General features: G+C 58.4%; 13 protein-coding genes and 1 pseudogene. 7 read left to right on the top strand and 7 right to left on the bottom strand.

Annotated elements, in window-relative coordinates:
- Positions 1 to 6: 6 nt before the first annotated feature.
- Positions 7 to 1,884 carry an extracellular solute-binding protein gene (locus EOS_RS33715; protein ID WP_200908732.1) on the bottom strand — a complete coding sequence of 626 codons (1,878 nt, stop codon included), beginning with the start codon at positions 1,882 to 1,884 and terminating at the stop codon, positions 7 to 9.
- 206 nt (positions 1,885 to 2,090) lie between these two features.
- Between EOS_RS33715 and fabI the strand changes: the two genes are divergently transcribed.
- On the top strand, positions 2,091 to 2,885 hold the full coding sequence (fabI, locus tag EOS_RS33710; protein WP_047896547.1) for an enoyl-ACP reductase FabI: 795 nt from the start codon (positions 2,091 to 2,093) through the stop codon (positions 2,883 to 2,885).
- Between the two features lie 88 nt (positions 2,886 to 2,973).
- Here fabI and EOS_RS33705 read toward each other — a convergent pair whose 3' ends face one another.
- Both EOS_RS33705 and EOS_RS33700 read right to left on the bottom strand, forming a co-directional pair.
- Entirely contained in the window at positions 2,974 to 3,366 is a 393-nt protein-coding gene (locus tag EOS_RS33705) for a hypothetical protein (RefSeq protein ID WP_047896564.1), read from the bottom strand.
- Positions 3,367 to 3,642: 276 nt separating this feature from the next.
- Positions 3,643 to 3,963, bottom strand: a complete 321-nt coding sequence (locus EOS_RS33700; RefSeq protein WP_047896546.1) for a hypothetical protein — start codon at positions 3,961 to 3,963, stop codon at positions 3,643 to 3,645.
- Between the two features lie 304 nt (positions 3,964 to 4,267).
- On the opposite strand from EOS_RS33700, the gene EOS_RS33695 reads away from it, so the two are divergent.
- Positions 4,268 to 4,831 (top strand): hypothetical protein, encoded by a 564-nt coding sequence (locus tag EOS_RS33695; RefSeq protein WP_047896545.1) that lies wholly within the window; start codon positions 4,268 to 4,270, stop codon positions 4,829 to 4,831.
- A 48-nt stretch (positions 4,832 to 4,879) separates the two neighbouring features.
- On the opposite strand, the gene EOS_RS33690 is transcribed toward EOS_RS33695, so the two are convergent.
- Positions 4,880 to 5,146, bottom strand: coding sequence for a hypothetical protein (locus EOS_RS33690; protein ID WP_047896544.1), 267 nt, complete (start codon positions 5,144 to 5,146; stop codon positions 4,880 to 4,882).
- Between the two features lie 222 nt (positions 5,147 to 5,368).
- On the opposite strand from EOS_RS33690, the gene EOS_RS33685 reads away from it, so the two are divergent.
- On the top strand, positions 5,369 to 5,722 hold the full coding sequence (locus EOS_RS33685) for a helix-turn-helix domain-containing protein (protein ID WP_047896563.1): 354 nt from the start codon (positions 5,369 to 5,371) through the stop codon (positions 5,720 to 5,722).
- Positions 5,723 to 5,894: 172 nt separating this feature from the next.
- Complete coding sequence (locus EOS_RS33680) at positions 5,895 to 6,275, top strand: single-stranded DNA-binding protein (protein ID WP_047896543.1); 381 nt, start codon at positions 5,895 to 5,897, stop codon at positions 6,273 to 6,275.
- Positions 6,276 to 6,385: 110 nt separating this feature from the next.
- Here EOS_RS33680 and EOS_RS43765 read toward each other — a convergent pair whose 3' ends face one another.
- Positions 6,386 to 7,111, bottom strand: a complete 726-nt coding sequence (locus EOS_RS43765) for a nuclear transport factor 2 family protein (RefSeq protein ID WP_053064115.1) — start codon at positions 7,109 to 7,111, stop codon at positions 6,386 to 6,388.
- 141 nt (positions 7,112 to 7,252) lie between these two features.
- Between EOS_RS43765 and EOS_RS33670 the strand changes: the two genes are divergently transcribed.
- From EOS_RS33670 to EOS_RS33660, 3 genes are all read left to right on the top strand, one after another.
- Positions 7,253 to 8,035: a helix-turn-helix domain-containing protein gene (locus tag EOS_RS33670; RefSeq protein WP_047896542.1), complete on the top strand. Its 783-nt coding sequence runs from the start codon at positions 7,253 to 7,255 to the stop codon at positions 8,033 to 8,035.
- A gap of 433 nt (positions 8,036 to 8,468) precedes the next feature.
- A complete protein-coding gene (locus EOS_RS33665) occupies positions 8,469 to 9,764 on the top strand; it encodes a tyrosine-type recombinase/integrase (RefSeq protein WP_047896541.1) in 1,296 nt (431 codons plus the stop codon).
- A 376-nt stretch (positions 9,765 to 10,140) separates the two neighbouring features.
- Positions 10,141 to 11,343, top strand: coding sequence for a Fic family protein (locus EOS_RS33660; protein WP_047896540.1), 1,203 nt, complete (start codon positions 10,141 to 10,143; stop codon positions 11,341 to 11,343).
- An 818-nt stretch (positions 11,344 to 12,161) separates the two neighbouring features.
- Here EOS_RS33660 and EOS_RS33650 read toward each other — a convergent pair.
- Entirely contained in the window at positions 12,162 to 12,839 is a 678-nt protein-coding gene (locus EOS_RS33650; protein WP_053064114.1) for a glycosyltransferase, read from the bottom strand.
- A gap of 388 nt (positions 12,840 to 13,227) precedes the next feature.
- Positions 13,228 to 13,743: pseudogene (locus tag EOS_RS33645) on the bottom strand (transposase); the annotation flags it as partial.
- Positions 13,744 to 13,993: the final 250 nt, after the last annotated feature.

Raw genomic sequence — 13,993 nt, 5'->3', positions numbered from 1 at the left:
GTGGATTTACTTCTCGGCTGCAGCAGACGACATAGACGCGTCCGGCTTGAACCACCACGTCGATGTGATCCAGTCTTCGGCGGTGTAGTACAACGGCAAGGTCGCCGGATACGCGAGCGTGTTGCGATACGCCACCCGGTGCGAAGCCGTGTACCAATGCGGGATCACATAGTAGCCGTGCATCAGAACCCGGTCGAGCGCGTGGGTGGCATCGAGCAGTTGTTCGCGCGTCTGGGCACCGATCAGCGAATGCACGATCGAATCGATGGCCGGCGACTTTACACCGCTATAGTTATCCGAGCCCTGCTGATCCGCAGACTTGCTGCCAAAACGCGTCTCCTGTTCCGTGCCCGGAATCTGCACGTCGGGCATGCGCAGGCTGGTCATATCGAAGTCGTAGGCATCTAAGCGCTTCTGGATCAACGCAAAGTCGACCGTCCGGAAGTTCGCGACAATCCCGAGCTTCTGCAAGTTGCGCTGGAGCGTGGCGACGACCGGTTCCATCGACGCCCCGCCGCCCGAGTCATCGAGAATCTCGAATACGAACGGCTGGTCCTTCGCGTTACGCAAAGCGCCGTCCCGATACGTCCAGCCCGCATCGGCCAGCAGCTTGCGCGCCCTGATCAGGTTCGCGCGCAATGAAGCGGGCGGATCGGTGTCCGGCTGCTTCACCATGTCGCCGAACACAGCAGGGTCGAGTTGCGCGCGAAATGGCGAGAGGATCGCAAGTTCGCCCGCGCTTGGCTTGCCCGTTGCTTGCAGATCCGTGTTCGCGAAGAAGCTGTCTATGCGCGTGTACTGGCCGAAAAACAATTGCCGGTTCAGCCACTGGAAGTCGAACGCAAGATCGAGCGCCTGACGCACGCGCACGTCTTGGAAAATCGGCCGTCGCAGGTTGATGAAGAAACCCTGCATACCCGTGCCGTTGTGATTACGGAACTCGCGCTTGATCAACTCGCCATTGTCGAAGCGTTTGCCGATGTCGCGACGCACCCAGTTACGCGCAATATATTCGACCAGCGCGTCGTACTCGCCGGCCTTGAACGCCTCGAGCCGCGCAACGCCGTCCGAATAAAGCTTGTATGTAATGCGCTCGAAGTTGTACGTGCCTACACGCACCGGCTGCGCGTTGCCCCAATACGCCGGGTCGCGCTTGTAGGTAATCGTGCGGCCGTTGTCATACTGTTCGATGAGATACGGCCCGCTGCCTATCGGCTTTTGGAACGCGAGTTGATCGAAGGGAACGTGACTGCCGTCGGGCTTCATGCCCCACTTGTGCGAAAACACAGGAATCCCGCCCGCGATGAACGGCATCTCCCGCGTGCGCTCTTTGAAGTCGAAGCGAATGGTCAACGGATCGAGAATCACCGCACGCGATATCTGGCCGAAATACACCGAGTATTGCGGCGCGGCCTGCGGGCTTTTCAGCGTCTCGAACGAGTATTTGACGTCTTCGGCCAGGACCGGATCACCGTTCGAAAAACGTGCCTTCGCGTTGATGTGGAACGTAGCGGAGAGACCGTCGGGCGCAATGTTGATGTCGTCGGCGAGAAGACCGTAAGCCGTCGATACCTCGTCGAGGCTGCCCGTTGTCAAACTCTCGAATATGTACCCGAGCCCGGGCGCGGGGTTGCCGCGCAGGGTGAACGGGTTGAATTTATCGAAGCTCGTGAGGCGGTTCGGGTTCGCCAGAACAAGCGTGCCGCCGCGTGGCGCGTCGGGATTCACGTAGTCGAAGTGTTTGAAACTAGCTGGATATTTCGGCTCGCCGTACTGCGCGATGGCGTACACGGCCAGCGCCGCTTTCGGTACCGCGAGCCCGCCGAAACCGATCAGCAAGCTGCCAAACAGAAGACCGAGGACCCGTCGGGAGCCAGTCGCCATGAGTGCCTTTATGTGTACCAGTGAAACGATGATTGGAAAAACAGCTTGCCGCCCAAGGACCGTTGAAGGGCCGCCAGGCATGGCCCACCTTAAGCGATGTGAGAGAATTCTACTAAAACCACTGTCCCGGGCATTGTAACGACGTGCGCACGGCTTGCGCGCGCTCAGTCCGGGCATGTGCAATATCGACTTCTTAAGGAGCATTCATGGGATTTCTCGCTGGAAAACGAATTCTGCTGACGGGCTTGCTGTCGAACCGCTCGATCGCCTACGGTATTGCGGCAGCTTGCAAGCGCGAAGGCGCCGAACTCGCATTCACCTATGTGGGTGATCGCTTCAAGGACCGCATCACCGAGTTCGCGACCGAATTCGGCAGCGACCTCGTGTTCCCGTGCGATGTGGGCGACGACGCCCAGATCGACGCCCTGTTCGTCTCGCTGAAAGAACGCTGGGACACGCTCGACGGTCTCGTGCATTCCATCGGCTTTGCGCCGCGCGAAGCGATCGCGGGGAATTTCCTCGATGGCATGACACGCGAGAACTTCCGCATCGCCCACGATATTTCCGCGTACAGCTTCCCGGCGCTCGCCAAAGCCGCGCGATCGATGCTGTCCGCCGATGCCTCGCTGCTCACGCTCAGCTACCTGGGCGCCGAGCGCGCGATTCCGAACTACAACACGATGGGCCTGGCGAAGGCATCGCTCGAAGCCAGCGTGCGTTATCTGGCGGCGTCGCTGGGAGAAAAGGGGGTGCGCGTGAATGGCATATCGGCAGGTCCGATCAAGACGCTGGCGGCCAGCGGCATCAAGGGCTTCGGCAAGATTCTGGAGTTCGTCGAGAACAACGCGCCGTTGCGGCGCAATGTGACCATCGACCAGGTCGGCAATGTGGCCGCGTTCCTGTTGTCAGATCTGGCAGGCGGCGTGAGCGCCGAGATCATCCACGTCGATAGCGGCTTTAATGCAGTCGTCGGCGGAATGGCCGCTCAGGCGGCGGAATAGCATCCGGACGAAGGCAGTCCTTCAGCCGTCGATGAAGCCAAAAAGGTCGTCCCGCTTGCGCGGGACGACCTTTTAAATGCCTGGCTGTTTATTGGCGGTTATCGTTACGGCCGCGATTTCCGCCGTGGTCACCGCGGTTGCCGCGGTCACCATGTCCGTATCCCGGACCGCCATGACCATACGACGGCCCATAGTTCGGACGCCCGCCATGGCGCCGATACCACTCGTCACGACTCCAATAGCGGCGGCCATCGTAGTACCGGTTGCCATACCAGCCGATCACCACCGGCGGCGGCGCGTACACCGGCGCCGGCTGATAGATGACGGGCGGCGGTGGGGCATAGTAAGGCTGCGGCGCCACATAGACCGGCGCGGGAATGCCGATGTTGATCCCCACGCTCACGCCGCCGGCGTGGGCAAAACCGGACATCGTGACGAGGCACAGACCAGCGATGCCAGTCAGAATCCGGATGCTTTTGATCTTGTTCATGTAAGGCGCGCCTCTTGCCATCATTGTTCAGGTGGAAGCGAATATAGCGGATCGCGTTCAATCCGGCACTTCAACTTTGTAAGCCGTTCTTCCGCGCAAAGGTATTGTCTGCTGAAAGCTTACTTTTTGTTACATCGTGGGCAATGGCGGATCGGACGGCTTGGCGCGGAGCGGTTGTTGCTGACGCGGGAAAAACAAAGTCCATCCGGCTTGCGCCGGATGGACTTTGTGCTGAGTTCTCGACGTGTGGTTTATAGCGTCTGGTCCTTAATGCCAGCCGCGATGGTCGCCGTATCGCGGGCCACCGTGATAGCGGTACCAGTCGTTACGATTCCAATAGCGTCGGCCGTCCCAATAACGATCGCCGTGCCAGCCAATCACCACAACCGGCGCCGCATACACCGGCGGCGGTGCGTAGATGACCGGCGGAGGCGGCGGTGCATAGACCGGTTGCGGGACAACGTAGACGGGCGCGGGCACGCCGATATTGATACCAAGACGCACTTGAGCCATTGCCGCACCGGACATTCCGAGCGCCCCGATGGCGATCGCGCCAGCAAAAATGGAAGTCTTTAGTTTGTTGTTCATTTGAAGTGCACCTCAACGGATTAGGTTTTGTTGAGGTAAATCTTAGCGGAATGACCCGGCCGAAATGTTTCGAGCCAGTAACCCCGAATTACGGCTGCCAACATGATGTGACACAAGATTTCTTTCGCTGAGCGTCCTCTTGCGTCGAGAGGCACTAGGCCGCTCAGCGTACCGGCACGAATGGATTCGATGCGCGCTGATAGAATTCACCCCAACAGCATTTATCGTTCATCACCTGCTGCGGCCCGATTAAGGTTCGCGATCTTTGCTCCGCGCGCAATCGAGTTTGCCTTCTGATTTGTCCATGAACATCCGCCATCACCTCGCCGTGGTCTGCGGCACCACTTTTGTATTCCTGCTCACGCTGGTCGCGAACGAATGGATCTTCCGGCATTCGGAGTTCGTCCGCGGTGTCAACTGGATCTACCTGCCAGCCGGCATACGCCTTTTATGCACGCTGTTATTCGGCGCGCTCGGCGCAATCGGCATACTAATAGCGTCGTGGATCAGTTGTTTCTTCTACTACTTTCCGAACGACCCGGTTCGCGCGACTTTCGGCGGCATTATCTCTGCGCTCGCGCCGTATCTCGTGTATCTCTTCGCCACGCGCAAACTTGGACTCAGCACGTCACTCTCGAATCTCACAGCCGGGCGTCTGTTAGTCCTGATCCTGCTCTATTCGCTTGCCGGCCCCGCCATGCAACAGGCCTGGATTGCATTGAGCGGAGACACCGAAAACATCGGTGAGCGTTTTCTCGTGATGTTCATTGGCGATCTGAGCGGGACCCTCATGATCATCTACACGCTGAAGCTGGGCTTGTGGTTTGTCACGCGAATGCATGCGTCGATGCATCGGGCCTCACGTTGACGCTGAATCGCCGTGTCACGACGTTAGCGGTTCTGTCGCAGGCGGCGGTCAAGCCACGTCAAGGCATTCATGAAGCTGCGTGGACATGGCTTCCAGTTCGCGCATCAAGGCCTTCACGCAATCGCGTTGTTGCGGGAGCAGATCGGCATCGAATTGCAGTCGCTCCATGCGGGCACGCCAGTAATCGGCATTCATGGCGCCGTCCCGATTCACGCAGCGAATCATATGCCGCAGATGCGCGATTTCGCCGTCGGCATATTGCGCGCTAAAGCGCCCCGCCGTCGCCGCTTCGCGATGCTTGTTTAAATCCATCATGATCGTTCAATTGGCTACGTTGCCCAGCATCCCCCGCAGGGCAACGTGCTTTTTTTTGTGGCTCTCAGGTCTAGTTGCGCGTTACTTCATTACGTCGGTAAGCGCCCTCTTTCCTGAATCGTAACATTTAATTATCAAAATGATAAGATGTTTTGAAGGTGGTATTGAGGGTGGTTTAGTGGCCGATGCTATGATTCACCGATGCATCTCGAGTCCGCCGCCATGGCAAAAAAACACCTCGTCGATACCTATTTTCGCTTCCTGAACCTCGCTCAGGCCGTGCAGGCATTGCCGTCCGTTCCGAAACTCGATGCCGCGGAAGAACGTCTGCTCGAAGCGCTGACAGCAGCCTGGCACGCCGGGCGTACGCTGACTGTGACCGAGACAATGGCGTTATCGGTTGCGGGTGCGCCGGCGACGGTGCATCGCAAACTCGCGCGCTTGAGGCGGGAAGGACTCGTCTCAGTGGACGAATCGAGTACGGATCTGAGGACCAAGACCGTCGTACCCACGCGCAAGGCGCTCGAGTATTTCGAGAAGCTGGCGGCGTGTCTCGAAGAGGCGAAGCGGAAGTAGACGGGACAGCGAGCGCGCAATGCGCATCAAGGCCGATCGAGTTCCAAACCGGTTGAACACTCGATTCAGCCCGAACCCGCACTCAGGCGCTTTTTAAAGCACCATCCAAAGCATTCAGCAGCGAAACGCCTGCTCGCGATGAGACAATCGGTGAATTTTGAAGGGGCACACCATGATCGATGGCCTGGTTTCCGGGCGTCTCTATGGCACGGCGCAAGTGCGCACGGGTCAGCACGGCACGCACTTCGTGACATGCCGGGTTCGTGCCGCGGCCGGCGATGGCGAGAGCCTGTTCGTGAACGTGATCGCCTTCGACGACACCGTCAAGGAAGCGCTTCAGGCGCTCGATGACGGCGACAGCGTCTCGCTTGCCGGCGCACTTACGCCGAAGACCTGGACGGACAAGCAAGGCAATGCGAAACCGGCGCTGGACATGGTCGTGCATGCGGTGCTTACCGCGTACCATGTGCAGCGAAAGCGGCGGGCGGTACGCGGCGAAACGGGGCAAACGGACTCGCACGGAGCCGACGAGCTGGATGACGACGAGCTCTGAGTTCGATGGTTTGCTCGTGATGCAATGAGAAGACATCGCATTTTCGGCGCGGGGCACCCCGCTCGACCGTAGAGAAATTGAATTGGCAGCCCGTCGGGCTGCCAATTCTGCTACTGGTTCAACGCCTGAATCAGCGGATGATCGCAGTAGATCCGGTTCTCATAAACCTGGCCATTGCTGTGACGAACGCAGTCCACCCCTTCGAAGCGCAGCGGCATATCGCCGTGCGTACCCGTTGCAATCCAGCGAATGAAGACTGTATCGCCGCGACTCGCGTAGTCGGCCACTTCCAGCCTGAAATCCGGAACGTGGCGCAGCAGTTCATGCAGCGGACGAACGTAGGCTTCCACGCCCTTCAAAGGCGCCTGCAATCCCGGCCAATATCCTTCAATATCCGCCGCCAGTTCATCGCTCGGCTTGCCAAAATCCTGCGCGGCCCAGAAAGCGGCGTACTTCTCGACGGACCATGGCTGGCCCATCAGCGTGCTGTCGAGAAAACCGGTAATGCCGGCGAACCGTCCATCGGCGGAAAATTCGCCGATGTCCGTACCACTCGCAAACTGCCGCCCGCGGGCGTCGATCAGACGCCAACTGAAGCGCACCATCGCGCCCGTCGCATCGATCCCGCCGACACGCTCGAACGTCAACCCTGGCATCTGCGCCTGAAACGCGCCAATCATCTCGGCGAATTCCTTTGGGCCTGTGCTGCTCATCATCGGGTCGGTGTAGCGGGCGCCTTCGAGCAAAACCTGCCCGGCCAGAGCGTTGCGGCGAGACGGATTCGTCTCGTTCCATGTGTCGATATAGCGACTCACCAGAACGTCATGCTCAGTCATGATTTTCTCCTTCGAGAGTCTTCGAGGCGATGGCCGGACTGGATTAGCGCGGCCTGGAATCAATCATCGGGACAAGCATGACGTGGGTCGATTACCCGGGAGGTAATGGAGCCGCGTGCGCCGGTTTGATAAGGTAGAACCATGAACACACTGACTGCGGCGGCGGCTCCTATCGGCCCACTGATCAAGCACTGGCGCGAACGACGGCGCATGAGCCAGCTTTATCTGGCCGGCGAAGCGGAGATTTCGAGCCGGCATCTGAGTTTTATCGAAACGGGTCGCGCCGCGCCGAGCCGCGCGATGGTGCTCAGGCTCGCCGAGTATCTGGATGTGCCGCTGCGCGAGCGCAACCAGTTGTTGACGGCGGCCGGGTTCGCACCGGTGTTCCGGGAACGCTCACTCGACGATCAATCGATGCAACCCGCGCGTGCGGCCGTCGAGCAGGTTTTGAAGGGGCAAGAGCCTTATCCGGCGCTGGCTATCGACCGGCATTGGAATCTGGTGTCGGCAAATGGTGCTGTGGCCGCGCTGATTGCCGATGCTGATCCGTCCTTGCTCGAACCGCCGGTGAATGTGCTGCGCTTGAGTTTGCATCCGCTGGGGTTAGCACGGAAGATCATTAATCTCGGGCAATGGCGCGGGCATTTGCTGGAGCGGCTCGAGCGTCAAATCAGTCTCACGGCCGATCCGCAATTGATCGCGTTGCGCGACGAGTTGAAGCGTTATCCGGGCGGATCGGGTCGGGATGATGCGGTGGAAACTTCTATCGCCATTCCGTTCGTGCTGAGCACGGCCGCCGGGCAATTGTCGTTCATCAGCACGACATTGATGTTTGGTACGCCGATCGATATCACGTTGTCCGAGTTGGCGATCGAATTGTTTTTTCCAGCGGATGAAACGACTGCGGCGGCGTTAAGGCGTTGAGGCGGTGAGTCGGTGAGTCGGTGAGTCGGTGAGTCGGGGTGCAGTTGATGCGATCGACCATTCAACGTTTAGCGGCACACTCCTGCTTCGTTGCTCAGCCTAACGAAGCATCCTGAACCGGTCTGCCAACTACTGAGACTTCATCATGTGGCGCGCACGCTGTCGCTCGTACCTATTATTGGCGGTACTTCACTCGTCACGCATCATTCATTTCGCGCCTCGAAAAAACAAAACCCCCGTAAGTCCTGAGACTTACGGGGGTCTGCATCCTTCTGGCGGAGACGGAGTCCGCCAAAGTGACTTCCGTAGTGTTCCGCGGAGTTTCTATTTACGCACGTAAAATCATGTAGTTACCTCATTCTTCTGTCTATAATGTTCCCTGTTGTTCCTTGTGAATCCGACTTGCCATGATGGGTGGCGTGATGGGTGGAAAATGACGACAGCCAAGCCAAAGAACCTTACAACGATAAGTCTGAATGCCCTGCGCAAGGACGATAAACCGCGTTTCGACGCGGCAACACCGGGTCTGCTGATCGTACCGACTGCAAACGGACGCGGGAGATGGACCTTCCGATACGTCAGTCCGCTCACTAAAAAGCGTCGCGATATGGGCCTCGGAAGCTATACCGGGAACGAAGACGGCGTGTCGATCGCCGAACCCCGCGAGAAGGCCCGCATCGCCCGAAAATTGGTCGGGTCCGGCGTCGATCCGATCGATGAACGCCAACGCGTGCAGCAAGTGGTGGTCGCCACCGAGCGAGAACAATCGCCGCTGACCTTCGAGAAAGCTGCCCGTGAGGTCCATGGTGACCTGAAACCTGGCTGGAAAAACGCTAAACACGCAGATCAATGGATCTCGACCCTCGTAACGTATGCATTCCCCACACTAGGTCCCAAACCGCTCACCGATATAAGCCCGAAGGACTGTGCCGACGCGTTACGCAAGATCTGGCTTAAGAAAGCAGAAACCGCCCGGCGAACCAAGCAACGGATGCATGTCGTCTTTGAGTGGGCGTGGGCACAAGGCCATGTCAAGGGAAATCCGGCCTCCGTGGTCCATCGCCTTTTGCCGAAACAGAAACCAAAGAAGGATCATCAGCCCGCGATGCCCTGGTTACTCGTACCACGGTTCGTGGCAACCCATCTCGTAGACCGCGAGGTCGGAGACTGCACCAAGGCCGCACTGGAATTCGCCATTCTCACCGCCGCGCGCAGTGGCGAGGTACGGGAGACCTGCTGGTCCGAATTCTCACCAGACTGGAAGCTGTGGACGATCTCTGCTCAGCGGATGAAGATGGACAAACCGCACCGCGTGCCCCTGTCTGAGCGCGCCGCTGCGATCGTCAAGCACCAGTACGAGCACCGCAGGCACCCCACCCTGGTTTTTCCCTCGCCGCGGGACAAGATGCTTAGCGACATGACGTTGACAGCCCTTCTGCGCCGTGCCAAAGCAGTGAGCGATACGCCGGGGCGCGTTGCAACCGCACACGGTTTTCGCTCCTCATTCCGTGACTGGGCCAGCGAGCATGGTTACGCGCGTGACCTGGCTGAGCGGGCGCTTGCACATGCTATCGAAAACGACACCGAGGCTGCGTACCACCGTACAGACCTGATCAATCTGCGCCGGCCAATGATGCAGGCACGGGTCGACTTCATCAGCAGCGGCGATAAAGAGGTGAACTCGACGAATGATGCCAGTATTTCCGCTCCGCTTCCGGTCGAAGCGTGAAAGCCGTTACTGGTTCAGCAGGGACATATGGCGGCGGTGCGCGGAACATCATACGTAACTGAAAAATTGGCCCAAAGGTTCAACGGAGTAAGACGGAATACGACGGCCCTTAAGCCCATACCATGGACGGTTGGTTCATTGCTTGGGTTGCGGTGTTGCATTTGCTCCGGCGATCGCCGATGGAATCCTCACTGCGCGTCATAGCGCCCAATCGTCAACCCTTCCGTGCAGACTGAAGCTGCGCTCGCCGCGAAAGCGTACTACGACTCGGCGTTGATGAAAGCCGCGCGTTGTTTAAGGCCGCTTACATAAGCTCCGACGCTATTTAAGCCAAAGGCAACTTGTTTAAATAAGAGCCGACAGCCATAATTTATCTATGGCCGACGAAAACGTAACAAATACCCGTCTTGGGCACTTCGTGGAGACCGCCGCTGGCGGTGAAATCGTACGCGCCTTTGTACCGCCACCCCTGCCCCCCGAACCACCTATCGATATCTTGAGTCTGCTCAACCGGCTGAGCCTCGCCGAGCGGGCACTTGGGCGGTTGGACGGCATCACCATGCTTCTCCCACGCCAGGAACTCTTCCTCTATATGTACGTGCGCAAGGAGGCAGTTCTCTCGTCCCAGATTGAAGGTACCCAGTCAACTTTGACAGATCTTCTTCGCTTCGAAACCGAGGCGCAGGCTGGCCAACCGATCGACGATATCCGCGAAGTGTCGAACTACGTCGACGCGATGATGTACGGGTTGGACCGACTCCAGACATTACCACTCTCACTGCGGTTGATTCGTGAGATGCATGCCCGTTTGCTGCAAAGCGGACGAGGCGGCACTAAAAGCCCCGGCGAGTTCCGGAGGTCGCAAAACTGGATCGGCGGGACGCGGCCGGGAAACGCATTGTATGTGCCACCTCCCGTGAACGAGCTCGGCACCTGCCTCGATGCACTTGAGACGTTCATGCACGAAGACCGCTCGCGCTTGCCGGCGCTCATCAAGGCTGGTCTTCTTCATGTGCAATTCGAGACCATTCATCCGTTTCTTGACGGCAATGGACGCATCGGCCGGCTCCTCGTAACCCTGTTCCTCAATGTACATGAGGTGCTACGCTCACCGCTTCTCTACCTGAGCCTCTACCTCAAGACACACCGAGGAGATTACTACCGGCTCCTCCAAGAGGTGCGCGAGCGCGGCGCCTGGGAGCCCTGGCTCGAGTTTTTCCTCGATGGCGTCGCCGAGACGGCAAACCAAGCCTTTGATGCCGCAACTCGGATCGTCGGGTTGTTCAAGGAAGATCGTGACCGCATCACGGTCGAGAGCGAGCGCGCCGGGTCGGCCCTGCGCGTCCACGAACTGCTGCAGCAGAATCCATTCCTCACCGCCAATGTGCTGGTCGAGCGCACTGGTCTCACTGCGCCTACGATCAACGCTGCGCTCGCCGACCTCGAACGGCTCGGCGTGGTTGAGGAGGTAACGGGTCGTCGACGCGGACGCGTGTTCGGCTATCGCCGCTACCTCGCCATCCTTAATGAAGGCACTGATCCGCTGCCCGCCCCTTTGGGCCTTCCCCCACGCGAGTAATACATCTTGCTCATCGAAAGCGTCCCCCTCTCCGGCTTCCGATCCTTCGGCCCCGCTCCCACCACCGCTGCACTCGCACCCGAGACCACGACCGTCATCGGCTCAAACGGCGCTGGCAAGACCGCCTTGCTCCACGCGATTGCGAAGCTGTTTGGCGTAACCCGGGCGCAGCGGACCACCGCGAGGATTTCCATCTCGGGCCCGAGGATAATCCCGACGACCGCGCCCCCAAGGATCTCTACATCGACATACGGGTGCGGATTGAAAGAGCCGGGAGAGTCAACGTTGCGAGCGGTATGTAGATGCGAACTGCTCTAACGGCCTAGGACAATTTCGCTCGAACATCAGGCTGGATGAATTGTCGAAGAGCTTCGGCCGTGAACAACATGCTGGCGACGTTCTTGGGGCTGAGAGCTTTTTCAAGCTTTTCCCTATCGAATCCGAAGTGGCGCACAAGAGAATCGTTTCCGACCGACGGCAAGAAAAAGAGCTGCTCGAGCATCGGTTCGCGAGAGCTCGGCAAAGTCAGCGTTACAGAATCGTAGACCGCATTGATAGTGTCAACGTTGCAACAATAAAAACGTCAACTTCGGTGCCGACCGCTCGGTTATTCCAACAAGCGCGGAAAATTCAATGACTTGGCTCCAGCGAAATAAAATTATAAACGGTCATATAACGCACAGGCGTCGACGTCGGCCACAGACCGCCTACCCGCTCAGCGCCGACTCGCCGACGCGAGTGAGAGCGAATCAATCGCCGACACTCGCGACCACCACAGGGTAGCTTCTCGAGGGTCTGTATCCGATCGCTGGCTGCGCTTAACCGTCGGTGCGTGACCGCAGCAGCAATTCCTTTAGCTGTGGAAGACAGACATTGTGTAAGTCATAGTCGTCAACGATACGCCGGCGAGCGCGATCCCTGATCGCACTGAAACTTGAAGGGCTCTTGCACGCCGCGTCGATTTGAAGCGCTAGATGAGCATGGTCGAAGAAGTCGACGAGCAAGCCGTTGTAGCCGTCTTCGATCACTTCTTCGATCGCCGGAGTTCTTGACGCGATGACCAAACAAGACGCCGCCAACGCTTCCATCAGTGACCAGGACAGCACAAAGGGATAGGACAGGTACACATGTACGGTCGACACCTGCAGGAGACTCAGGTAACGCGCATACGGAATACGCCCGACGAAGTGAATGCGATCCCAGTTCACGCGGCCGTCGATCTCCTTAGAATAGTGTTGCCGATAGGTTCCGTTCGTTGAGGGTCGACTGTAGGAAGCGCCGTCGCCACCGACAATCACGACGTGAGCATTCGGACGCAGGCGCTGTATCTCAGGAAGCGCTCGCATGAAGACGTGAAATCCGCGGTGGGGTTCCAGATTCCGATTGACGAATGTGATCACCTCGTCTTTCGCGCAGAGACTGGCACCCTCCGTCCCGAGGTCGAATGTCGCCCCTGGATTGGGTTTGACAATATCGCAATCGATCCCGTCAAACACGACTTCAATTTGAGCACCTAGATCGCTGCATTCCTTAGCTATAGGTACAACGGGTGGAGGGTCGTAACCCCAAGGTATTTTATTTAAGCGTGATCCTTTGGGGGAGATTTGCTGCGTTGATTACTCGATTCGGAAATGGCCTGTGTATTCGCGCTCACCGTTGATGCACTCGTGCAGTCCTTACCTGCAGTCTTTAGCTGCGCATAGCGTCGTGGGTCGGACACCTCGAGCGAAAGGCAGCGAGCGGCCCAGATTGTGTCAAAACGCGCAGCCACTGCGAATTGACGAAACCTGTCTCGGCGCAGGTCGCGGCTGGGTGACGTGCGGGAACACAAACGTCAAATCACAGCCGAATATATCGCAGAAGCTCAACAACCCGGTCAGGGCGTCACGCCCGCATCGCCTTCATAACCGCTTCTGAACCGAGTAGCTTGATCACTCGCTTCATGTTGTACACCAGCACGTGCAAGCTCATCTCCGTGCTCACCCGCTCGATGGTCCGTGTCAGGAAATGAGTCGCGCCCATCCATGCCTTGATCGTGCCGAACGGGTGCTCGACAGTCTGCCGCCGGATGCGCATCATCTCAGGTGCGTGATCAAGCCGCGCCTGCATCTCATCAAGAACAGCTTCGTGTTCCCAGCGTGTCACCCGGCGTTGAGGACCCGGTGTGCAATCCCCTTTTAGCGGATATTGCTGGCAATTCGAACTCCAATACTTACTGATCTTCAGGCCGCGCTCAACGGTAGAGAATCGCCAGATGAGCCGCTCGCCTGCTGGGCACCGATATTCGTTCATCTGCGCGTTGTAAATGAAGTCATCCTTGCCGAAGCGGCCATGAGCCGTTGCGCTCGATGTCACCGTCTTCGGAACGAACACGTTTATTCCTGCCTCATGGCATGCGAGGTTGAGTAGCCCACGGGTGCATGTTCCGCCTTCGCTGGCAGCTACCTGTCAGCTGTGACCAGTATCACGGAAAGCAGGACAGACTACCTATATCGAGAACTGGCGCGCACACGGTAGGCTCCGGTGGTTTCCCCACCGCTTTCGCGGTAGACCTCAGTCCGGCTGCCATAGTCACGTTTCCAGCTCCCGCCACGTCGAACGCAGCGGGCCGATTTCCTGCATAAAATGTGCTCGATCACATTTGATGCGA

It is taken from the genome of Caballeronia mineralivorans PML1(12) (genome assembly GCF_001028175.1).
Classification (GTDB): domain Bacteria; phylum Pseudomonadota; class Gammaproteobacteria; order Burkholderiales; family Burkholderiaceae; genus Caballeronia; species Caballeronia mineralivorans.
Note: the sequence above shows the minus strand (reverse complement) of the source record. Positions and strands in the feature narration are given on the sequence as shown.

Bases quoted from the DNA above. Each gene is read 5' to 3' on its own strand.
- EOS_RS33695 (WP_047896545.1), top strand. From the start codon at position 4,268: ATGAACATCCGCCATCACCTCGCCGTGGTCTGCGGCACCACTTTTGTA.
- EOS_RS33665 (WP_047896541.1), top strand. From the start codon at position 8,469: ATGACGACAGCCAAGCCAAAGAACCTTACAACGATAAGTCTGAATGCC.
- fabI (WP_047896547.1), top strand. From the start codon at position 2,091: ATGGGATTTCTCGCTGGAAAACGAATTCTGCTGACGGGCTTGCTGTCG.
- EOS_RS33660 (WP_047896540.1), top strand. From the start codon at position 10,141: ATGGCCGACGAAAACGTAACAAATACCCGTCTTGGGCACTTCGTGGAG.
- EOS_RS33685 (WP_047896563.1), top strand. From the start codon at position 5,369: ATGGCAAAAAAACACCTCGTCGATACCTATTTTCGCTTCCTGAACCTC.
- EOS_RS33670 (WP_047896542.1), top strand. From the start codon at position 7,253: ATGAACACACTGACTGCGGCGGCGGCTCCTATCGGCCCACTGATCAAG.
- EOS_RS33715 (WP_200908732.1), bottom strand. From the start codon at position 1,884: ATGGCGACTGGCTCCCGACGGGTCCTCGGTCTTCTGTTTGGCAGCTTG.
- EOS_RS33680 (WP_047896543.1), top strand. From the start codon at position 5,895: ATGATCGATGGCCTGGTTTCCGGGCGTCTCTATGGCACGGCGCAAGTG.
- EOS_RS33700 (WP_047896546.1), bottom strand. From the start codon at position 3,963: ATGAACAACAAACTAAAGACTTCCATTTTTGCTGGCGCGATCGCCATC.
- EOS_RS43765 (WP_053064115.1), bottom strand. From the start codon at position 7,111: ATGACTGAGCATGACGTTCTGGTGAGTCGCTATATCGACACATGGAAC.
- EOS_RS33690 (WP_047896544.1), bottom strand. From the start codon at position 5,146: ATGATGGATTTAAACAAGCATCGCGAAGCGGCGACGGCGGGGCGCTTT.